Here is a 21,634-nt window from a genome sequence, read left to right as displayed (position 1 = left end):
CCCGGCCCGGTGGTGTTCACAGCCGCTGCGTGAGTTCGGTGAGCGCTTGGCCCAAGGGGAGGTTGACGCGCTGAGCGGCGTACGGGTCGCCGCGGGTCAGGCCTTGATTGATGATGAGGACCGGCGTGCCGGATTTGGCCGCGTGCCGGACGAAACGAAAGCCGGACATGACGGTGAGCGACGAGCCGAGGACGAGGACGGCGTTCGCGTCGTCGATCAGCCGGTAGCAGCGCTCGACCCGGGACCTCGGCACGTTCTCGCCGAAGAACACCACGTCGGGCTTGAGTACGCCGCCGCAGACGGTGCACGGGACGACGGTGAATGTCCGGACGATGGAGTCCGGCAGGTCCACGTCACCGTCCGGGTTGATCCGGGTCGCCTCCCCTTCGAAGTCCGGGTTCGCGGCGCGCAGGCGACGGTCGAGGGCTTCGCGGGCCGACGTCGTACCGCAGTTCAGGCAGATGACGCGGTCGAGGTTGCCGTGCAGCTCGATCACGTCGCGGGCACCGGCCGCCTGGTGCAGGCCGTCCACGTTCTGGGTGATCACGCCGCTGAGGTAGCCGCGAGCCTGCAGGGCCGCGACCGCCCGATGCCCGTCGTTCGGCTCCGCGCGGGCGATCGTGCGCCAGCCGAGGTGGCTGCGCGCCCAGTACCGTTGCCGACCTGATTCGCTCGCCGCGAAGTCGCCGTACGTCATCGGCGTATGCGTCCGCAGACTGCCCGTCTCACCGCGGTAGTCCGGAATCCCCGACTCGGTCGAGATCCCCGCCCCACTCAGTACGACGACTCCCCCGCCGTTCACGACATCCGCAAGAGCTCCGACATCCGTCGTACCAGGCTGCAACGCCAGAACCTCGGGACCGGGAGCCCAGCTGAGTGTCGGACGGGAACGCACGCTCCCAGCGTACCGAGCCGGACACGCCCTAGGGCTGGAAGCGGTAGCCCATGCCGGGTTCGGTGATGAGATGGACGGGGCGGGAGGCGTCGAGCTCGAGCTTGCGGCGGAGCTGGGCCATGTAGACGCGGAGATAGTTGGTCTCGGACTCGTAGCCGGGTCCCCAGACATCCCGCAGCAGCTGTTTCTGGCTGATGAGCTTGCCGGGGTTGCGGACCAGGATCTCCAGCAGGCTCCACTCGGTTGGGGTCAGGCGTACGTCGCCCTCGGCCGTGATCACGCGTTTGGCGGCGAGGTCGATGGTGAATGCCTCCGTCCGGACGACCACCTGGCTCCCGGCGTCCACTGCCGTGCGCCGGAGCGCGGCCCGGATCCGGGCGAGCAACTCATCCATGCCGAAGGGTTTCGTGACGTAGTCGTCGGCGCCGGCGTCCAGGGCGGCGACCTTGTCCGCCTGGGTGTCGCGAGCGGACAGCACGATGATCGGGGCCGAGCACCAGCCGCGCAGACCGCCGACCACCTCGACCCCGTTGAGGTCCGGCAGGCCGAGGTCGAGGATGACCAGATCGGGTGGACGCCGGGCCGCCGCGGCGAGCGCGGTCGTCCCGTCGGCCGCGGTCTCGACGTCGTACTGGCGGGCCCGCAGGTTGATCGCCAGCGCTCGCAGCAGTTGCCGGTCGTCGTCGACGATCAGGACGCTGATCAAGGCGCCACCGGCAGAGTCACAGTCATCGTCAATCCTCCGCCAGGGGTCTCGGACGGCAGCACGGTTCCCGCCATCGCCTCGCTGAAGCCACGGGCGATCGCGAGCCCCAGGCCGGCACCGCCGTCGGACCGATTGTCGCCGAGCCGCTGGAACGGCGTGAAGATACGCTCCCGGTCCTCCTCCGGTACACCGGGCCCGGTGTCGACCACGTGCACCCGTACGGCGTTCTCGTCGTACGATGACTCGACCCGGACCGGGACCCCGGCCGGGGCGAACCGCTGGGCATTGTCGACCAGGTTGGCGATCACCCGCTCGAGCAACCCCGCGTCGGCAAGCACGAGCGGCAGGTCGTACGGGACGTCGACGGTAACGATGTCCGCCGGTACGCCGACCAGCGCCTTGGCGACGACCTCCTCCAGCACGACGGGCCGCAGGTCGACCGACAGGGCGCCCGCCTGCAACCGGCTCATCGCCAGCAGGTTCGCGATCAGGTCGTCGAGCCGGTCGGCCGACTCCTCGATGGTCTCCAGCAGTTCGCTCTGCTCGTCCGGACTCCAGGTCACATCGCGCTGCCGGAGGCTGGAGACCGCGGCCTTGATGCCGGCCAGCGGTGTCCTCAGGTCGTGTCCAACTGCGGCCAGCAAGGCGGCCCGCAACCGATCGACCTCCGCGAGTTGCCGAGCCTGGGCCGCCTCGCCGGCCAACTGCTGGTCCTCCCAGGCCCGCGCAGCCGCACCTGCCAGCCGGGTCAGCAGCTTCCGGTCCTCGGCGAACAGCTCGGGGCCTTCGGCAACCAACCGTAGTCCGTCCCGGGCGGGGGCCGAGATCACGGGACTGCCGCGCAGGGGCGCGCCGGCCACCGCGACCACGTGTTCGATCTCGCCGCGGCGCTCGAGCAGTGCGACCGACACCATCCCGAAGGTCTCCCGGACCTCTTCGAGGACCGCGGTGAGCGAGTCGCCGGTCACGGGTTCGGCCGCGAGGCGGGACAGGACGTCAGCCTCGCTCCGGCTGCGGGCGGCCGCGACCCGGTGCCGCATGGCCACATCGACCGTCACGCTGACCGTCACCGCGACCAGGACGAACACGAACAGGGCGATGATGCTGTCCTGCTGTTCGACCGCGAGGGTGTGATACGGCGTGGTGAAGAAGAAGTTGGCGAGCAGCACGGCAGCCAGGGCCGCCGCGACCGCGGGGACCAGGCCGCCGGTCACCGCGATCAGAACGACGACGAGGAGATACAGCAGGAGGATGCTCTCGAGCGCGAGGCTGTCGCGCACCGGGACGAGCGCGACCGTCAGGGCCGGCAGACCGGCGAGAACGAGGACCAAGCCGGTCCAGAGCCGCCGCCACCGACCGTGCCCGGACCTCCGGGCAGGCGCGACGCCGGCAGCCCCTCGTCCGGGCGGCCTCGTGTTGTCCACGGCACCACTGTGACACGGTGCCGCTGTCCCGTGGCGGACCGCGTCAGCCGGTCGGTCAGACGGGCTCCTCGACCCTGGGTGTCGTCGTCCCGGCGACCGCGGTCGTGTCCGCGGGCGGCACCCGGCGTGCCTCGAGGACCTCCGCGGAACCGAGCTGCCAGGGCACGTTGATGACCATCACGCCAGGCTGGAAGAGCAGGCGTGCTTTCAGGCGCAGTGCGCTCTGGTTGTGCAGGAACGCCTCCCACCAGTGTCCGACGACGTACTCCGGAATGAAGACTGCAACCAGGTCTCGTGGACTGTTCCGTCGTACGTCCCGGACGTAGCTCAGCACCGGACCGGTCACATCCCGGTACGGCGAGTGGAGGACCTTCAACGGCACCGGGATGTCCCGCTCGCCCCATTCCTTCAACAGCAGGTCCGCCGCGTCCGGGTCCGTGCTCACCGTGACCGCGGTCAGCGACGTCGGGCGCGTCGCGCGGGCATAGGCAAGCGCGCGCAACGTCGGTGTGTGCAGCTTGGAGACCAGCACGATCGCGAACACCCGCGGCGGCAGGACGACACCGCCCGGCCTCGGCCGCAGTTCGGCGTCCACCCGGTCGTAGTGCTTCCGGATGCCCTTCATCAGCAGGAACAGGGCAGGCATCGCCAGTACCACGATCCAGGCTCCGTGGGTGAACTTGGTGATCAGGACGACGACCAGGACCACCGCGGTGAAGACCGCGCCGAACCCGTTGATCGCCCGGGATCGATGCATCGAGGCCCCGGCCCCGGACGACTCCCGCAGCAGGCGGGTCCAGTGCACGACCATTCCGGTCTGGCTCAGCGTGAACGATACGAACACACCGATGATATACAGCTGGATCAGCCGGGTCGTGCTGGCGTCGAAGACCCAGATCAGCACACCGGCCAGCGCGGACAGGATGACGATGCCGTTGCTGAACACCAGCCGGTCGCCGCGCCGGGAGAACTGCCGCGGCAGGAACCCATCGTGCCCTAGCAACGAGGCCAGGATCGGGAACCCGTTGTAGGCGGTGTTCGCGGCCAGGACCAGGATCGCCGCGGTGAACGCCTGAACCGCGAAGAACCCGATCGACTGATACCCGCCGAACACCGAACCGGCGACCTGCGCGATCACCGTGCGCTGCTCGTACCCGTCCGGCGTACCGGTGAGCCGGCCCGGATCGGCGGCGACGTGGACGTCGGACACCATCGCCAGCGCGGTGATGCCGACGAACATCGCGATCGTCACCGCGCCCATGATCGTCAGCGTCGCCGCCGCGTTCCGGCTCTTCGGCGGCTTGAAGTTCGGCACCCCGTTGCTGACCGCCTCGACTCCGGTGAGCGCCGTACATCCGGATGCGAACGCACGCATCGCGAGCAGCACGACGGCCAGCCCGGTCAGGTGGTTCCCGGCCTCGATGCCGTACGGCGCGGATTCGGCCCGCGGTGGGTCGCCGGCGAGGATCCGGACGAACCCGACCGCGATCATCGTCAGCACGACCGCGATGAACCCGTACGTCGGGATCGCGAACGCCGTACCGGACTCCTTGACGCCGCGCAGGTTCGCCAGCGCGAGAATCGCGATCATACCGATCGACACCGCCACCGCGTGCGGCCCGAGCGCCGGAAGCGCGGAGACGATGTTCTGGACCCCGGCCGCGACCGACACGGCGACTGTCAGCACATAGTCGACGAGCAACGCACTGGCCGCGACCAGTGAGGCGTTCTGACCGAGATTCGCCCGGCTCACCGCATACGCGCCGCCACCGCTGGGGTAGGCGTAACACGTCTGTCGGTACGACGCGACGACCACGGCGAGCAGCGCGAGGACGACGGCGGCGATCCACGGCGTGAGGTGCAGCAGCGTCAACCCGCCCAGGCTGAGCATGAGCAGGATCTCCTCGGTCGCATAGGCGTTCGAGGAGAGCGGGTCGCTGCAGAACACCGGCAGAGCCAGCTTCTTCGGCAGCAAGGTCTCACCCAACCGCTCACTCCGCAGCGGCCGCCCCACCAGGAATCTCTTCGGCAGCTCTAACAACTTCACAACACCAGCCAACCGCCCCGCCGGGCACCGTCGCCCCGGTCTTGACACCCCCTTGACGGCCGGTGCACCGATCTTGATGCCGCCTTAACGCGCCATGTCAATCGAGGCGTGGGGGGCGGCCGGCCTTCAGGCGACGCTCGGCGGCCGCGCGGGCGGTGGTCGGATCCATGGAGGACCAGTCGGCGTCGATCCCCCAGACCGCCTCCCACACGAAGAACCCGTCCCACCCGTGCTCCTCAGCCAAAGCAGCCAACTCAGCAGCCGCCCGCGCATCCCCAGAAGCCATCACGAACCCGTATCTCATCTCCCGACGGTAGAACCCACCACCGACAACGCGGGCCGACCCCGAGCAACTGTCGGGACCTGGGACAGGAAATGGGGGGCTGGGACCTGATATTTACTGTCTCAGGGCCCGGTTGGGTGTGCCAGGTCCCCAGAGTGGGGCTAGCTGACGAAGACCGCGGTGGGTTTGGCGACCGGCCCGTGCGGTTCGTAGAGGGCGAGGAAGGTGCCGGTCGGGTCGAACATCGCGGTCTGCCCGGGCTGGAGTTTGAGACCGGACAGTGGGCGCCCGGTGCGGATGGCGGCGGACTGGTCGGCGTCGGCGTCGTACCGCGGGAAGGTGCCGGCGGCAACATCCGCGATCGGCAGCCAGGCGAAGTCCTGCGCCAGCGACTCGAGTGTGTGCGCCGCCGCCAGGTCGAACGCGCCGACCCGGGTACGACGCAACGCGGTCAGGTGACCGCCGACGCCGAGCTCGGCGCCGAGATCACGAGCCAGGGCACGAATGTAGGTGCCGCTGGAACAGTCGACCGAGACGTCGACATCGATCCCGTCCGGCCCCGGGCGTACGTCGAGAATGTCGTACCGCGAGACCGTCACCGCGCGAGCCTTCAGCGCGACCTCCTCGCCGGCCCGGACGCGTTCGTACGCGCGCCGCCCGTCGACCTTGATCGCCGAGACCTTCGACGGCACCTGCGAGATCTCACCGCGGAAACCGGCCACCGCGGACTCGATCGCCTCGGCCGTGATCCCGTCGACCGGGGCCGTGGTCAGCACAGAGCCTTCGGCGTCGTCGGTGGTCGTGGTCGCGCCGAGCCGGATCGTCGCGTCGTACGACTTGTCGGCGAGCTGAAGGTGACCGAGCAGCCGGGTCGCCCGGTTGAGGCCGACGACCAGCACACCCGTCGCCATCGGGTCGAGCGTGCCGGCGTGCCCGACCTTGCGGGTGCCGGCGAGCCGGCGGACCCGGGCGACGACGGTGTGCGAGGTCAGCCCCGCCGGCTTGTCCACGACGACGATCCCGTCGGACGACGAGGTGAAGTCACTGGACGGGATGCCGTTCGGGGACATGATGTCGATGCCGGTCAACGCAGCACTCAGTCCTGGTCCTCGTCGTCGTCCTTGTGCTTGTACGGGTCCGCGTCGCCGGCCGGCTTGGCACCCGCGGCGGCCTTGGCCACCTCGGCGTCGGCCTCGCGGGCCTTCGCCAGCAGGTCCTCGATCTGCCCGGCGGTCTCCGGAACGGCGTCCAGGAAGAACGCGACACTCGGCGAGTGCCGCAGACCCAGCGCCTTGCCGACCTCGCTGCGAATCAGGCCACGGGCCGACTCCAGGGCGGCTGCGGTCGACGCCCGCGCCTGCTCGTCGCCGTACACGGTGTAGAAGACGCTGGCCTCGCGCAGGTCACCGGTCAGCCGGGCGTCCGTCACGGTGACGAAACCCAGCCGGGGGTCCTTGACGCGGCGCTCGAGCAGTTCGGCGACGAGCACCTGGATCCGGTCGGCCAGCTGCTTCGCCCTTGCTTCACCCATCAGGGCTCACTCCCTCATTCATGAGAACGTCCGGAGAGACGAAGACCGTCTCTCCGGACGTTACTCCCAGGCGATCCGGGCGGATCACCCTTGCTGTGTCAGTTGCGCGGCTTCTCGCGGAGCTCGAACGACTCGACGATGTCACCGATCTTGATGTCGTTGTAGCCGTTGACGGTCAGACCACACTCGAAGCCCTCGCGGACCTCGGACGCGTCGTCCTTGAACCTCTTCAGCGACGACAACTCGGTGTTGTCGACCACCACCGCGCCGTCCCGGATCAACCGGACCTTGGCGTTGCGGCGGATCAGCCCACTGGTCACCCAGCAACCCGCGATGTTGCCCACCTTCGAGGAGCGGAAGATCTCGCGGATCTCCGCCTGGCCGAGGGTGACCTCCTCGTAGATCGGCTTGAGCATGCCCTTCAGGGCCGCCTCGATGTCGTCGATCGCCGCGTAGATGACCGAGTAGTACCGGACATCGACGCCCTCGCGCTCGGCCAGGTCACCGGCCTTGCCCGCCGGCCGCACGTTGAAGCCGATGATGACGGCGTTCGACGCGATGGCCAGGTTGACGTCGTTCTCGTTGATCGCACCGACACCGCGGTCGATGACGCGGAGGTTGACCTCGTCGCCGACCTCGATCCGGACCAGGGCGTCTTCCAGTGCCTCGACCGAACCGGACACGTCGCCCTTGAGGATGAGCAGCAGTTCCTGCGTCTCGCCCTTCTCCATCGAGGCCATGAAGTCCTCGAGGGTCCGGCGCGCACGACGCTTGGCGTTGGCTGCCGCCCGGGCGCGAGCTTCGCGCTTCTCGGCGATCTGCCGTGCCATCCGGTCGTCGTCGACGACCAGGAACTTGTCACCCGCACCCGGTACGGCGGTCAGACCGAGCACCAGCACCGGACGCGACGGCGTGGCCTCCTCGACCGGGTCGCCGTGCTCGTCGAGCATGGCCCGGACCCGGCCGTACGCCGGTCCCGCGACCATCGAGTCGCCGACCCGCAGCGTGCCGCGCTGCACCAGCACGGTCGCCACCGGACCACGGCCCTTGTCCAGGTTGGCCTCGATCGCGATGCCCTGGGCCGGCATGTTCGGGTTGGCCCGCAGGTCCAGCGCCGCGTCCGCGGTCAGGACCACGGACTCCAGCAACCCGTCGATGTTGATCCGGGACTTCGCCGAGACGTCGACGAACATCGTGTCGCCGCCGTACTCCTCGGGCACCAGGCCGTACTCGGTCAGCTGACCGCGCACCTTGGCCGGGTCCGCACTCGGGACGTCGATCTTGTTCACCGCGACCACGATCGGGACGTTCGCCGCCCGGGCGTGGTTCAGCGCCTCGATCGTCTGCGGCATCACGCCGTCGTCGGCCGCGACCACCAGGATGACGATGTCTGTGGCCTGCGCACCACGGGCACGCATGGCGGTGAACGCCTCGTGACCCGGGGTGTCGACGAAGGTGATGGCCCGCTGCTCGCCGTCCACCTCGGTCGTCACCTGGTACGCACCGATGTGCTGGGTGATGCCACCGGCTTCCTTGGCCACGACGTTGGCTTCGCGGACCGCGTCGAGCAGCTTCGTCTTACCGTGGTCGACGTGACCCATCACGGTCACCACCGGCGGCCGCTTGACCAGGTCGTCCTCGTCGCCCTCGTCGGAGCCGAAGTCGATGTCGAACGACTGCAGCAGCTCGCGGTCCTCGTCTTCGGGGGACACGACCTGGACGTCGTAGTTCAGCTCGGTGCCGAGCAGTTCCAGGACTTCCTCGTTGACCGACTGGGTCGCGGTCACCATCTCACCGAGGTGGAACAGCACCTGCACCAGCGACGCCGGGTCGACGCCGACCTTCTCGGCGAAGTCCGTCAGCGACGCACCGCGGGCGAGGCGCACGACCTCGCCGTCACCGTGCCGGACGCGAACGCCGCCGACCGCCGGCGCCTGCATGTTGTCGAACTCCTGGCGCTTCGCCCGCTTCGACTTGCGGCCACGGCGCGCCGGACCGCCCGGACGCCCGAAGGCACCCTGCGTCCCGCCACGACCACGGTTGCCCGCACCCGGACGGCCACCGCCGCCACCGGGCGGGCCGCTCGGGCCGCCGCCGCCGGGACGGAAGCCACCGCCGCCGCCGCCACCGCCGCCACCGCGCGGACCGGCACCCGGTCCACCGGAACCGCCACCGGGACGGCCACGGCCACCAGCGCCGCCGCCACCACCGCCGCCGCCCGGACCGGACGGACGACCGGTGAACGTGCCGGCCGAGGACTTCGGCATCATCGCCGGGTTGGGGCGCGGCGCACCGGGCACACCACTCGGACGCGGCCGGTCGTTGCTGCGACCACGGTCGTCACCACGGGACTGCGGCGGACGCGGCGCCATCCCGGCCGGGCTCGCACCCTGACCGGAACGCTCACCCTGACCACCCTGGCCGGGGCGCGCTCCACCGCGCTGCATGCCCTGGGTCGAGCTGAACGGGTTGTTGCCCGGACGCGGCGCACCCGGACGGGGCCCACCGCCCTGGCCACCCGGACGCGGCGCACCGGGGCGCGGGGCGCCGGGACGGGGCGCATTGCCCTGGCCACCAGGCCGCGGCGCACCCGGACGCGGACCGGATCCCGGCCCACCCGGACGCGGACCCGGCCGGGTCGACTGCTCGGCGGCCGGACGCTGCTGTGCCGGAGCGGCCGGCTGAGCGGCTGCCGGGCTGGGCGCCGGCGCTGCCGGGGTGGCCTTGGCGGCCGGTGCCTCGAACGACGGCGCCGCCGGGGTCTCGGCCTTGGCCGCCGGAGCGACCTCGGCGGGAGCGGTCTCCTGCCGCGGCGCGGGCTTCGGGCCCGGACGCGGCCCCGGCTTCACGCCTGGGGTCGGAACCGACTTCACCGGAGCCGGAGCGGACTCCACCTTCTCGGCCACCTCCGCCTTGGGGTTTGCTGCGACCGGCGCCGGGGTCGCCTCAGCGGCCGGCGCGGGGCGCTCGGCCGGGGCCGGCTGGGTTTTCTTTGCCGGCTCGGCAGGCGCGACCGGTGCGGTCGCCTGCGGCGCGGCAGACGTGCTCGCGGCGGCCTTCTTGGCCGCGCGCTTCTTCGGCGGGTTCTTCTCGAAATCCTCCGCCAACCGCCGGACGACAGGTGCCTCGATCGTCGAGGATGCCGACCGGACGAACTCGCCCATGTCGTTCAGTCTGGTCAGAACGACCTTGCTGGTAACTCCGAGCTCCTTCGCGAGCTCGTAGACCCGGACCTTTGCCACTACTCTCCCTCTGGTCCGAGCCTGGGCGCGGACCGTTAGTTGACGTACGTGCTCATCGCTTTGCACTCATCGGTAGACACTCATCGAGTGGTCATGAGTCGATGACCCGCCTTCAGTTCGTCGCGACGGTCGTCGCGGGCGGCCGGGTGGCCGCACTTTCGGTACTGCTTTCGGTACTGCGCTGTGCGACATGTTCCCGCACGAGCGCCAGATCAAGCGGACCGGGGACCTTGAAGGCCCGCGGAACCGCTTTACGCCGCTCGGCGAGGTCGAGGCACGCGGCCACCGGGTGCAGATGCGCCCCGCGGCCAGGCGCCCGACGATCGGGATCCGGGAGAACACGTCCTCCGGACACCGTCATCCGCAGCAGGTCAGCCGGACTGGACCGCTTCCGGCACCCGATACAGGTGCGCTCCCGGGACTTGCCAGGGCGCGCGTCTGCAGTCACTTGGTACGTGATCCTCAGGGTGTGGTTGCGACTCAGTCGACCGACCGAGAGATCAGTCTACCTTCTCGTCCTCACGAGTCACATCCGTATCCGGCCGGATGTCGATCCGCCACCCGGTCAGCCGGGCGGCCAGGCGGGCGTTCTGCCCTTCCTTGCCGATCGCGAGCGAGAGCTGGTAGTCGGGGACGACGACCCGCGCGGCACGTGCCGCGGCGTCGACCACCTCGACAGATGTAACCTGCGCCGGGGACAGCGCATTCCCGACGAAGGTGGCCGGATCGTCGCTGTGGTCGATGATGTCGATCTTCTCGCCGTGCAACTCGTGCATGATGTTGCGCACCCGCTGGCCCATCGGCCCGATGCACGCGCCCTTCCCGTTCACCGACGGGTTCAGCGTCCGGACGGCGATCTTGGTCCGGTGACCGGCCTCCCGCGCGATCGCGGTGATCTCGACCGTGCCGTCCGCGATCTCCGGGACCTCGAGCGCGAACAGCTTCTTGACCAGGTTCGGGTGGGTCCGGCTGACCGTGATCTGTGGGCCCTTGAAGCCCTTCCGGACGCCCACGACGTACACCCGCAGCCGGGAGCCGTGCTCGTACTTCTCCCCCGGCACCTGCTCCGGCGCCGGCAGCACCGCCTCGATCTTGCCGAGGTCGACCATCACCGAGCGCGGGTCGCGCCCCTGCTGGACGACTCCGGAGACGATGTCGCCCTCCTTGCCGGAGAACTCGCCGTACCGGACCTCGTCCTCGGCGTCGCGCAGCCGCTGCAGGATGATCTGCTTGGCCGTGGTGGCCGCGATCCGGCCGAAGTCGGCCGGGGTGTCGTCGTACTCGCGCGCCACGGTGCCGTCCTCGGCGAGCTCGCGGGCGAACACGGTGACGTGCCCGGTCTTGCGGTCCAGCTCGACGCGAGCGTGCTGCTGAGCGCCCTCGGTCCGGTGGTACGCGACCAGGAGGGCCGCCTCGATCGCCTCGACGACGACCTCGAGGGCGATGTCCTTCTCCCGCTCCAGTGACCGCAGCACGGCCATGTCGATGTCCATGTCAGTTCTCCTCCACCGTGCCGTCGGCAGGTGTTTCTGATTCGTCGTTGCCGGCGGGCCGGTTGAATTCGATCTGGATCTTGGCCTTCTCGACGTCGGCGTACGCCACCGTCTGCCGCTTGCCGTCCACGTCCAGCTCGGCCGCCTCCTCGGAGGCGGACTTGATCCGGCCGGTCAGCTTGCCGCCCGCGGTCAGCGTGACCGCGACCAGCCGGCTGACGTTGCGCCGCCAGTGCCGGGGCAGGGTGAGCGGCCGGTCGACGCCGGGGCTGGAGACCTCCAGCGTGTAGGCGCCGTCGCCCATGATGTCGTCGGCGTCCAGTGCCTTGGAGATCGCCCGGGTCACGTCGGCGACGTCGTCCAGGCTGATGCCGCCGTCGCGGTCGACGAGCACGCGCAGCAACCGGCGGCGGCCGGCCGGAGAGATCTCCGCGGCCTCCAGGTCGCAGCCGAACTGATCGACGATCGGCCGCAGGAAGTTCTCGAGGCTCGTGGTGTCCGTGTGGTCAGTCCTTCGGCTCACAGGTTGACCTGCCTCTCTCTCCAGTTGTGCACCCGTTCCACCCCCGGCGGTCCGGCCGAGGGCAGTAGCCCACCATATCCGGCCGGTCGCAGTGCTCAGGTCACCGGCTCGTCCCAGACCGGTCACCGGCGCGTCACCAGGTATCGTTCCGCCGTGCCGATCGAACCCCGCCGCGTGTCCCGCCGCAGCCTCCTGGTGAGTGCGGCCCTGGTGCCCGGAGCCGTCACACTGGCCGGCTGCAAGGACGATCCGGCCGGGAGTACGCCGGGCGCCGTCAACCCCTCGTCGTCCGATGGGCGCGCCCAGGAGACGCCGACCGCCGACCCCGCGGTCGTCGCCGCACTCAGCACGGCGGCGACCCAGGTGACTCTATTATCCCTCGCGTTCGCGGGGACAAGCCGGAAGTTCCCGGCGCTGCGGACCCAGCTCGCGGCCGGCGCGAAGTACCACGCCAGTCACCTGGCCAAGCTCAAGGAAACCGCCGGGGTCACGGCCGCCGCTGGCAAGGCACCGGCCGTCGCGGGGACGTCGTCGGCCGCCCTCACCGCCCTGGCCAGACAGGAGAAGGCCGCCGCGATCGCCCACGCCGCCGCGGCAGCCAAGGTGTCCGGCGCCCCGGCCCGCCTGCTGGCGATGATCGCCGCCGCCGAGACCCAACTGGCGACAACCCTGACCCCGAAGAAAAAGGCGACCGCCCCATGACCCAGTTGGAAGCTCTGCAGGCCGCGCTCGCCGGGGAACATGCCGCCATGTACGGCGTGGGCGTGGCCGGCGGGAAGCTGAGTGGCGCCCGCTTCAAGGCCGCCACGGACTCCTATGAGCAGCACCGCGACAACCGCGACCATCTGAGCGCCCTGGTCGTCGCCGCCGGTGAGACTCCGGTCGCCGCGGAACCGGCGTACGACCTGCCTCAGGCGGTCTCGAACGCGGCCACCGCCGCCGCTCTCATCCTGCTGATCGAGCGGCGAGTGGCAGCCGTGTACGGCGACCTGGTCGAGGCGGCCGAGCAGCCGGCCGTCCGGGCCTTCGCCATCGAGAGCCTGCTCGCCGCCGCGAGCGCCCAGGTTGCCTGGGGCGGCGCTCCGGTGGCCTTCCCCGGCGCGGTGTGAGATGGCCAGGTCCTGTCCGTGTGGGCTCGACGCGACCTATGACGACTGCTGTGGCCGCCTGCACCAAGGCCGTACGTCGGCCAACACAGCCGAGCAACTGATGCGCTCGCGCTACTCGGCCTTCGTCGTCGGCGACGTGCCGTACCTGCTGCGCAGCTGGCACTCCTCGACGCGCCCGGTCGACCTCCAGCTGGATCCGGACCTCGTCTGGACCGGTCTCGAGATCCTGAACACCACCGATGGAAGCCCGTTTCACACCGAAGGAACTGTCGAGTTCCGCGCGCACTACGCACTCGACGGCCGCCCGGGCCACCAGCAGGAGAACAGCCACTTCACCCGCGAGAACGGCACTTGGGTGTACGTCGACGCTCTCTCCGGCGGCGCCACAGGCCGATGATGCCGGTGTTGTAGGTGTTCTAGGCGCCTAGGACGTGCTGGATGCCTGCTACCGCGGCGCCTCGAGCCCAGTCGGTGAAGGTGAGCGGGGTGGTGAGGACGTCGAGCGTGCAGCGCTGGGTCTCCAACGGCCCCGGGCGCAGCCGATCCGCGATCGTCTCCTGCAGAGCCGGCGAGTCGGTGAAGGCGGCGACGTCCTCGCCACCCAGCACGATGCAGGTCGTCTGGAGCGCCCCGGCGAACGACGCCACGACGTGTCCGAGTGCCCGGGCGGCGTCGTCGAGCCGACGGGTGGCGGCCGGGTCGCCGCCGGATCGGGCCCGGACGAGGTCGTGCAGGGTGACCGGGTGCTTGGCAGCCGCCGAGGCGTTGCGCTCGAGATCCTCCCGGTTGAGGTAGGCCGCGACACATCCCCGGTGGCCGAGGCCGCAGCTGGGCCCGCTGCTGTCGACGGGTGCGTGCGCCAGCAGATGACCGTTGTCGATCAGTTCCTCGACGGCGACGCCGTCCCGGACGACGCCCACGCCGAGACCGGCGCCGACGGTGACGATGCCGAAGGTCGAGTGGGTGCGGCCGGCCCCGAACCACAGTTGGTCGCGAGCCAGCGCGGTGACGTCGTTGGTGACGATGACCGGCAGACCGGTCCGGTCCCGCAGCGGTCCGCCGAGATCCACATCGCGCCAGCCCAGGAAGGTCCCCTCCCGGACGACCGAACGGTCCGCGATCACCCCGCCGACGGACACCCCGATGCCGTTCACGGTCGGCACCTTCGGAGCGAGCCTGTTCGCCAGCTGCGCGATGAGCTTGACGGTGGCCGCAACCGGCACGACACCGCCCTCCTCGGGCCTGGGCAAGGCCGCCCTCGTCGTGGCTTTGACCTCGCCGAACAGGTCGCAGACGACGCCGTAGGCGGTGTCGCCGGTGAGCTTGACGCCGACGACGTGCCGGGCACTGGGCACCGCGGTCAGGATCTGGCGCGGTCGGCCGATCGCTGCCGCGGGCTCGAGGTCCTCGGTGGCCATGCCGCCGAGGATGAGGGCGCGGGCCAACCGGGACATCGAAGCGTAGGAGAGGTTGAGCCGGTCGCCGAGGTCACCACGGGTCGCCGGCCCGTGGACCAGCAGCTGGCGGGTGACGGCGAGCTCTCCCGCGGTCAGGCCCCGCTCACCGGCTGGTCGTTCCGATGTGCCAGTCACCATCCGCCCAGTTTACAAATCGACACCACGTGACCCTTGTCACATCGGCCATCCTGGCTTATTTTCAATCTGACTGTAAATAGCCCTGGACCCCGGCGCTCAGTCCCCGGGCGAAGGAGAGCTAATGGTCACCACGACCTCGATCCGGCCGGCGAAGGCCGGTCGCGCCAGGAACGGTCCGCGCGACGACACCCGTCTGGCGCTGCTGTTCATCCTTCCCGCACTGATCGGCTTCGGAGTCTTCCTGGTCTGGCCGACCCTGCGCGGGATCTACCTCAGCTTCACGAAGTTCAACCTGCTCACGCCACCGGAGTTCAACGGTCTGGACAACTACGTCCGGATGATCCACGACCCGGTGTTCTGGAACGCGTTGAAGGTGACGCTCTACTACGTCATCCTGAACATCGGCTTCCAGACGGTTATCGCCCTGGTGATCGCAGTCATGATGCAGCGCCTGACCCAGCGGACCTGGCTGCGCGGCATCGTGCTCACGCCGTTCCTCGTCTCGAACGTGGTGGCCGCGATGGTCTTCCTCTGGATCCTGGACTACCAGCTCGGCATCGCGAACAACATCATCGCCGCGATCGGCCTGGACCGGATCCCGTTCCTGTCCGACAGCGCCTGGGTCATCCCGACGATCGCCTTCATCAATGTCTGGCGGCATGTCGGCTACACCGCGCTGCTGATCTTCGCCGGTCTGCAGATGATCCCCGAGACCGTCTACGAGGCGGGCCGCATCGACGGCGCGAGCGAAGTCCGGATGTTCCGCAGCATCACAGTGCCGCTGCTGCGCCCGATCCTCTCACTGGTCCTGATCATCACGGTGGTCGGCTCGTTCCAGGTCTTCGACACAGTGGCGATCGCGACGCACGGTGGACCGGTCGATTCCTCCCGGGTGCTGCAGTACTACATCTACGACGTCGCGTTCGGTCGCTTCCAGTTCGGCTATGCGTCGGCCATGTCGGTGGCGCTGCTCGTCGTCCTGGTGATCGTGACGTTCGTCCAATACCGGCTCACCCGCGCCGAGTCCTCCGACCTGGCCTGAGGAGCGACCATGACCACCGACACCACCCCGAAGGTCGCCGCCGCGCCGCCCACAGTTGTCAGGGAACGCGCGGCCACCCCGAGCGAGCCACACCGGTTCAGCGCCGGTCGCGCACTCGCCTGGACGTTCATGATCCTGGTGATCCTCGTCAGCCTGTTCCCGTTCTACTGGATGCTGCGTACGGCGCTGTCCAGCAACAACGCCCTCTACTCGGGTTCCGGCAGCCTGCTACCGGTGCAGACCTCGGCCGGCGGCTTCGAGCGGGTCTTCGGCCTGCAGACCGGGCAGGAGGCCATCGATGCCGGTGGCGCCGGGCAGGCGCTCAACTTCTGGCGCTACCTGTTCAACTCCGTCGTCGTCGCCACGCTCATCACTGCCGGGCAGGTGTTCTTCTCCGCGATGGCGGCGTACGCGTTCGCGCGGCTGCAATGGAAGCACCGTGAGAAGTTCTTCGCGTTCTTCCTGGGCGGCCTGATGATTCCGGCGATCTTCACGCTGCTGCCGAACTTCGTGCTGCTCAAGCAACTCGGTCTGGTGGACACCCTGATCGGGATCGCCCTGCCGACCATGTTCATGACGCCGTTCGCGGTGTTCTTCCTGCGCCAGTTCTTCCTCGGGATCTCCCGCGAGGTGGAGGAGGCCGCGCTGATGGACGGCGCTTCCAAGGTCAGGGTGTTCTTCCGGCTCATCCTGCCGATGTCGGTGGCCCCGATCACGACGCTGGCGATCCTGACCTACATGGCGGCCTGGAACGAGTACTTCTGGGCGCTGATGGTCAGCTACACCGACAGGTCGCGCGTCCTCACCGTCGCGCTCGGCGTCTTCAAGTCCCAGACGCCGCAGACCGGCCCCGACTGGTCCGGCCTGATGGCCGCCACCCTCGTCGCCGCCCTGCCGATGCTCGTGCTCTTCATGCTCTTCGCGAAGCGCATCGTCAACTCCATCGGCTTCAGCGGGATCAAGTGAGGAGCCCGGCATGATCACCTTCCGGCAACGGATCCGCACCGCCGCGGTCGCTCTGCTCACCGCCGCGGCCTTGACCGCCTGCAGTAGTACAACCGGTAGCAGCGCGAACGGCACCATCGAGTACTGGCTGTGGGACTCGGCCCAGCAGCCGGGCTACCAGAAGTGCGCCGACGCGTTCGCCAAGGCCAATCCCGGCCTGAAGATCCACATCTCGCAGTACGGCTGGGACGCCTACTGGTCCAAGCTCACCGCCGGCTTCATCGCCGATACCGCACCCGATGTCTTCACCGACCACCTGTCGAAGTTCGCCCAGTACGTCGATCTGAAGGTCCTCCGCCCCCTCGACGACCTCGGCCCGACCAGTGGAATCAAGGACGGCGACTACCAGCAGGGCCTGGCGGAACTGTGGAAGGGCCAGGACGGCAAGCGGTACGGCGCACCCAAGGACTGGGACACGATCGCGATCTTCTATGACGGCGCCGCACTCAAGGCGGCCGGCGTGGATCCCGCCGAGTTGGAGAACCTCACCTGGAACCCCCAGGACGGCGGCACGTTCGAGAAGCTCGTCGCGCATCTCACCATCGACGAGAAGGGCGTCCGCGGCGACGAGCCGGGCTTCGACAAGTCGCACGTCAAGACGCATGGCCTCGCCTCCGAAGGCTCCGGCGGCGGTGGCTGGGGCCAGACACAGTGGTCGGCGTTCGCCGGCAGCGCGGGCTGGCAGGCGACCGACAAGAACCCGTGGGGCACCAAGTTCAACCTGGACCAGCCGGCCCTGCAGGACACGCTGAGCTGGTACTTCGGCATGGTGCAGAAGGGCTACATGCCCAGCTACGAGGAGATCGGCGGCGCGAACGCGATCGGCACCGACAAGCAGATCCAGTCCGGTACGGCGGCCATGGGCCTCAGCGGGTCGTGGATGATCTCCAGCTTCACCAAACTCACCGACTCCGCCGGCAAGAAGCTGGACATCGGGCTGGCGCCGACCCCGATCGGGCCGAGCGGCAAGCGGGCGTCGATGTTCAACGGCCTGGCCGACTCGGTCACCACGCTGTCGAAGCAGCCCGAGAACGCCGCGAAGTGGGTCGCGTTCCTGTCCGGCGCGGAGTGCCAGAACATCATCGGCCAGTCCGGCGTCGTCTTCCCGGCCCGGCCGGCCGGCACCCAACTGGCGATCGCCTACAACAAGTCCGAGCGCAAACTCGACGTCACCCCGTTCACCCGGCAGGTCGTCGACAAGACGACGTTCCTGTTCCCGGTGACGACGAACGCCGCCGACATCGCGGCGCTGATGGCACCACGCTTCGACGCCGTCTACATCGGCAGCTCGCCCGTCAGCTCGTTGACGAAGCTCAACACGCAACTCGACGAGCTGTTCAAGGTCGCCCAGTAGCGCAAGGCCGGGTGGACCGCGTGGCTCCACCCGGCCGGCCGGCGCCGATCGACCCGTCCGACGTCCAGCCACGTCACGGGTAGTGACAGGTCGTGCCGGGTGAGGATCGTCCGGACCGGGTGAGGTTTCCGGTACGTACGGGCAGTGAGGCTGGTGGGATGAACACTGACCTCGATCGGGGACTGACCAGCCTGTTCGTCGTCGCGCTGGTGGCCGCCCTGACACCTGTGCTCGTCGGGTTGCTCAGCCGGTTGCGGATCCCCCAGGTCGTGGTGCTCATTGTCGGCGGCGTGGTGGTCGGGCCGCAGGTTCTCAATCTGGCCGACCCGGGCAGCATCGTCCTGCTCTCGAACGTCGGTCTGGGGTTCCTGTTCCTGCTGGCGGGCTACGAGCTCGACTTGGCGGTCTTCCGGCAGCGGGCCGGCAAGCTTGCCATCGTCGGGTGGCTGGTCACTGTGGCGCTGGCCGTTGCGGTCGTCGGGGCGCTCGCGGCGCTGGGCGTCGTAGACGCGTTCGTGCCGGTCGCGCTCGGTCTGACGACGACGGCGCTCGGAACGCTGTTACCGATCCTGCGGGACAACAACATGCTGCGCGGGTCGTTCAGCTCCTACGTCCTGGCCGCCGGGGCGGTCGGGGAGTTCCTGCCTGTCGTGGCCATCGCGATCTTCCTCGGGTCGCACGGCCGGTTCATCGGGCTCATCTCACTGGTCGCGGTGGGCGTCCTCGGGCTCCTGCTCAGTCTGGCGCCCAGACTGAGTCGTGGCGGCCGGATCGCGCAGATCCTGTCGGAGGGACAGGACGCGACCTCGCAGACGACGCTGCGGTGGACGGTCGCGATGTTGCTGCTCCTGCTCGTCATCGCCGCCGACTTCGGGCTCGACGTCGTCCTGGGGGCCTTCGTGGCGGGAGTCGTCCTGCATCGGTGGGCGCCCGGGAACGTCGAGGGACTGGACCGCAAGCTCGATGCCGTCGGCTACGGCTTCTTCATTCCCATCTTCTTCGTGTCCTCAGGGATGAGTCTCGACCTGGACTCGATCATCAAGGCACCTGGGCGGCTGTTCCTGTTCTTCCTCCTGCTGCTCGTCGTGCGCGGGCTGCCGACGCTGGCGGTGTACCGAACCGCGCTGCCCCGACAGCGACGGTTCGAACTCGTCTTCGTGGTGTCGACGGCGTTGCCGCTGCTCGTCGCGCTCAGTGCGATCGGACTCGAGACTGGCGAGATGCTGCCCGAGAACGCGGCCGCGCTGGTGGGCGCGGGCGTCTTGTCGGTGCTGGTGTACCCGGCGATCGCCGTCGCCATCGACCGCCGGCTCGCCCGCACCCAGGACGAGACCGGCGAACCCCTGCCTTAGCTGTCCGCCGCTCAGGTCGCCGCCGCGTCCGCCGCGCTGCGCGCGGCCGGAATGCCTACCATGGCGTACCGGCGGTTGGACCTCGCGCGATCCAGCGCGGCGTCGAGCGTGATGGCCGCGTCGATCAGAGCCAGGTGCGTGAAAGCCTGCGGGAAGTTGCCGAGTTGCTGACCGGTCCGGCCGATCTCCTCGGAGAACAGACCCACGTGATTGGCGTAGGTGAGCATCTTCTCGAAGATCAGTCGTGCCTCGTCGAGGCGGCCCGCCCGGGCCAGGGCGTCGACATAATTGAACGTACACAGCGAGAACGTGCCCTCGTCACCGGCCAGCCCGTCCGGTGAGGCGGCCGGGTCATAGCGGTAGACGAGGCTGTCGACCACCAGCTCGGCCTCCATCGCGTCCAGCGTCGACAACCACATCGGATCGGTGGGCCCGATCGCGCCGACTGTTGCCATGCGCAACATCGACGAGTCCAGCACGGTGTCGCCGTAGTGCTGCACGAACGCCCCGAGCTTCTCGTTCCAACCACGCTGCAGGACCTGGTTGTGGATCGCGTCCCGGGTCGTCACCCACTGGCCCACCGAGCCCGGCAGGCCCCGCTCGGTGGCCAGCCGGATGGCCCGGTCGAAGGCTACCCAGCTCATCACCCGGCCATAGGTGAAGTCCTTCTGCCCGCCGCGGGTCTCCCAGATCCCCTCCCCCGGCAGGTCCCAGTTCTCGCTCAGCCAGTCGACGATGCCTCGCAGGGCGGCCCACGTCTGGAGGTCGACGTCGATCCCGTGCTGGTCGGCGAAGTAGATGCTGTCCAGCGCTTCACCGTAGATGTCCATCTGCCGCTGCTCCGAGGCACCGTTGCCGATCCGTACCGGCCGGGAGCCGCAATAGCCCTCCAGGTGCTCGAGGGTCTCCTCGGTCAGATCGGACGACCCGTCCACGCGGTACATGATGTTCAGCGGGCCGCCTTTCCCGCCGGCCTTCTCCTGAACGCGGTCACGCAACCAGCCGCAGAAGTCCGCCGCCTCCTCGGTGAATCCGAGGCCGAGCAGCGCGTAGACGGAGAACGACGCATCCCGCACCCAGGTGTAGCGGTAGTCCCAGTTGCGCTCGCCGCCGAGCTGCTCGGGCAACCCGGCCGTCGGAGCCGCGACCAGTGCTCCGGTAGGCGCGTACGTCATCAGCTTGAGCGTGATCGCCGACCGCTGCAGCATCTCCCGCCACCGGCCGGTGTACGTCGACTGCGACAACCAGTCGCGCCAGAACGCGGTCGCGTCGTCGAACATCGCGGTGAACTCCGCGACCCGGATCTCCCGCGGTGGTCCTTCGGCCGCCGACTCCAGCACCAGCCCCCGGGTCTGCCCGGCCGACATCTCGTAGTCGATGTGGATGTCGCCGCCGTCGAGCCGTACCTGCGCCAGCCGCTCGTCACCCGGCTCACGGACCGCGTGCAGCGTCAGGCTCAGGTCCTCCGTCACGAAGACCGCCCCGGGCCCGATCACCTGCGTCTCGTGCTCCTTGCGGCCGTAGTCGAACCGGGGCGCGATGTCGACCTCGAAGGCGATCCGGCCCCGCACGCACCGCATCACCCGCAGGATCCGGTGGTTCGCGGTGGGCTGCTTGCCGGCCGGCGGCATGAAGTCGACGACCTCGCCGACGCCGTCCTCGGTCAGGAAGCGGGTGATGAGGATGGCGGTGTCCGGGAGGTACAGCTGCCGGCTGGTCACGCCTTCGCCGGTCGCCCGCACCCGGAAATAGCCGCCGCGTTCCTGGTCGAGCAGCGCCGCGAAGACGCTCGGCGAATCGAACCGTGGACAGCAGAACCAGTCGATGGACCCGTCCGTGGTCACCAGCGCAGCGGTCTGCAGGTCGCCGATCAACCCGTGGTCGGCGATGAGTGGGTAGTCAGTCATGAGGGGTCGTCTCCGGTTCGGTTGTGATACAGGTCGACGCCACCGGGCACGACCTGCTGCATCGTGAAGGCACGTTCGCGCTCCGATCGGTCCCCGGCGCCGCTGCTGGTTCGCTCGCTCATCGAT

General features: G+C 69.2%; 20 protein-coding genes. 7 read left to right on the top strand and 13 right to left on the bottom strand.

Annotated features, from left to right (window positions below; all coding sequences use genetic code 11):
* Window positions 1-16: 16 nt before the first annotated feature.
* The 11 genes from OG558_RS29665 to rimP all read right to left on the bottom strand — a co-directional run bounded on the left by OG558_RS29665 (window position 17) and on the right by rimP (window position 12,144).
* On the bottom strand, window positions 17-895 hold the full coding sequence (locus OG558_RS29665; RefSeq protein ID WP_405065931.1) for an NAD-dependent protein deacetylase: 879 nt from the start codon (window positions 893-895) through the stop codon (window positions 17-19).
* Between the two features lie 28 nt (window positions 896-923).
* Window positions 924-1,598 (bottom strand): response regulator, encoded by a 675-nt coding sequence (locus tag OG558_RS29660; protein WP_329484898.1) that lies wholly within the window; start codon window positions 1,596-1,598, stop codon window positions 924-926.
* Window positions 1,598-3,025: an ATP-binding protein gene (locus tag OG558_RS29655; RefSeq protein ID WP_405065930.1), complete on the bottom strand. Its 1,428-nt coding sequence runs from the start codon at window positions 3,023-3,025 to the stop codon at window positions 1,598-1,600. The genes OG558_RS29660 and OG558_RS29655 overlap by 1 nt, the downstream gene beginning before the upstream one ends.
* Before the next feature lie 55 nt (window positions 3,026-3,080).
* On the bottom strand, window positions 3,081-5,072 hold the full coding sequence (locus OG558_RS29650) for an APC family permease (RefSeq protein WP_405065929.1): 1,992 nt from the start codon (window positions 5,070-5,072) through the stop codon (window positions 3,081-3,083).
* Between the two features lie 97 nt (window positions 5,073-5,169).
* Complete coding sequence (locus OG558_RS29645) at window positions 5,170-5,376, bottom strand: hypothetical protein (RefSeq protein ID WP_405065928.1); 207 nt, start codon at window positions 5,374-5,376, stop codon at window positions 5,170-5,172.
* A 140-nt stretch (window positions 5,377-5,516) separates the two neighbouring features.
* Window positions 5,517-6,425 (bottom strand): tRNA pseudouridine(55) synthase TruB, encoded by a 909-nt coding sequence (gene truB, locus OG558_RS29640; RefSeq protein ID WP_405072232.1) that lies wholly within the window; start codon window positions 6,423-6,425, stop codon window positions 5,517-5,519.
* Between the two features lie 26 nt (window positions 6,426-6,451).
* Window positions 6,452-6,886 carry a 30S ribosome-binding factor RbfA gene (rbfA, locus tag OG558_RS29635; protein ID WP_329475899.1) on the bottom strand — a complete coding sequence of 145 codons (435 nt, stop codon included), beginning with the start codon at window positions 6,884-6,886 and terminating at the stop codon, window positions 6,452-6,454.
* Window positions 6,887-6,984: 98 nt separating this feature from the next.
* Entirely contained in the window at window positions 6,985-10,128 is a 3,144-nt protein-coding gene (infB, locus tag OG558_RS29630; RefSeq protein ID WP_405065927.1) for a translation initiation factor IF-2, read from the bottom strand.
* A 112-nt stretch (window positions 10,129-10,240) separates the two neighbouring features.
* On the bottom strand, window positions 10,241-10,576 hold the full coding sequence (locus tag OG558_RS29625) for a YlxR family protein (RefSeq protein WP_405065926.1): 336 nt from the start codon (window positions 10,574-10,576) through the stop codon (window positions 10,241-10,243).
* A gap of 52 nt (window positions 10,577-10,628) precedes the next feature.
* On the bottom strand, window positions 10,629-11,621 hold the full coding sequence (nusA, locus tag OG558_RS29620; protein WP_329475897.1) for a transcription termination factor NusA: 993 nt from the start codon (window positions 11,619-11,621) through the stop codon (window positions 10,629-10,631).
* A gap of 1 nt (window position 11,622) precedes the next feature.
* Entirely contained in the window at window positions 11,623-12,144 is a 522-nt protein-coding gene (gene rimP, locus OG558_RS29615; protein ID WP_405065925.1) for a ribosome maturation factor RimP, read from the bottom strand.
* Window positions 12,145-12,297: 153 nt separating this feature from the next.
* Here rimP and OG558_RS29610 point away from each other — a divergent pair, with 153 nt between their 5' ends.
* The 3 genes from OG558_RS29610 to OG558_RS29600 are packed head-to-tail and all read left to right on the top strand — an operon-like array spanning window position 12,298 to window position 13,650.
* The gene (locus OG558_RS29610) at window positions 12,298-12,846 is read left to right on the top strand and encodes a cell division protein FtsK (protein WP_405065924.1); all 549 of its coding nucleotides are present in this window, start codon (window positions 12,298-12,300) and stop codon (window positions 12,844-12,846) included.
* Window positions 12,843-13,253 (top strand): ferritin-like domain-containing protein, encoded by a 411-nt coding sequence (locus OG558_RS29605; protein WP_405065923.1) that lies wholly within the window; start codon window positions 12,843-12,845, stop codon window positions 13,251-13,253. The genes OG558_RS29610 and OG558_RS29605 overlap by 4 nt, the downstream gene beginning before the upstream one ends.
* Window position 13,254: 1 nt before the next feature.
* Window positions 13,255-13,650 carry a YchJ family protein gene (locus OG558_RS29600; protein ID WP_405065922.1) on the top strand — a complete coding sequence of 132 codons (396 nt, stop codon included), beginning with the start codon at window positions 13,255-13,257 and terminating at the stop codon, window positions 13,648-13,650.
* A 19-nt stretch (window positions 13,651-13,669) separates the two neighbouring features.
* Here OG558_RS29600 and OG558_RS29595 read toward each other — a convergent pair whose 3' ends face one another.
* Window positions 13,670-14,848, bottom strand: coding sequence for an ROK family protein (locus OG558_RS29595; protein ID WP_405065921.1), 1,179 nt, complete (start codon window positions 14,846-14,848; stop codon window positions 13,670-13,672).
* 121 nt (window positions 14,849-14,969) lie between these two features.
* Here OG558_RS29595 and OG558_RS29590 point away from each other — a divergent pair, with 121 nt between their 5' ends.
* The 4 genes from OG558_RS29590 (at window position 14,970) to OG558_RS29575 (ending at window position 19,601) form a co-directional block, all read left to right on the top strand.
* Window positions 14,970-15,890: a carbohydrate ABC transporter permease gene (locus OG558_RS29590; protein ID WP_405065920.1), complete on the top strand. Its 921-nt coding sequence runs from the start codon at window positions 14,970-14,972 to the stop codon at window positions 15,888-15,890.
* Between the two features lie 9 nt (window positions 15,891-15,899).
* Complete coding sequence (locus tag OG558_RS29585) at window positions 15,900-16,856, top strand: carbohydrate ABC transporter permease (RefSeq protein WP_329475889.1); 957 nt, start codon at window positions 15,900-15,902, stop codon at window positions 16,854-16,856.
* A 10-nt stretch (window positions 16,857-16,866) separates the two neighbouring features.
* Window positions 16,867-18,249, top strand: a complete 1,383-nt coding sequence (locus tag OG558_RS29580) for an ABC transporter substrate-binding protein (RefSeq protein ID WP_405065919.1) — start codon at window positions 16,867-16,869, stop codon at window positions 18,247-18,249.
* 158 nt (window positions 18,250-18,407) lie between these two features.
* Complete coding sequence (locus OG558_RS29575; protein WP_405065918.1) at window positions 18,408-19,601, top strand: cation:proton antiporter; 1,194 nt, start codon at window positions 18,408-18,410, stop codon at window positions 19,599-19,601.
* An 11-nt stretch (window positions 19,602-19,612) separates the two neighbouring features.
* Here the strand turns inward: OG558_RS29575 and OG558_RS29570 are convergent, their stop codons facing one another.
* Window positions 19,613-21,508 (bottom strand): glycoside hydrolase family 15 protein, encoded by a 1,896-nt coding sequence (locus OG558_RS29570; RefSeq protein WP_405065917.1) that lies wholly within the window; start codon window positions 21,506-21,508, stop codon window positions 19,613-19,615.
* Between the last annotated feature and the right edge of the window lie 126 nt (window positions 21,509-21,634).

Origin of the sequence: Kribbella sp. NBC_01510 (assembly GCF_045040325.1) — a bacterium.
Classification (GTDB): Bacteria; Actinomycetota; Actinomycetes; order Propionibacteriales; family Kribbellaceae; genus Kribbella.
Note: the sequence above shows the minus strand (reverse complement) of the source record. Positions and strands in the feature narration are given on the sequence as shown.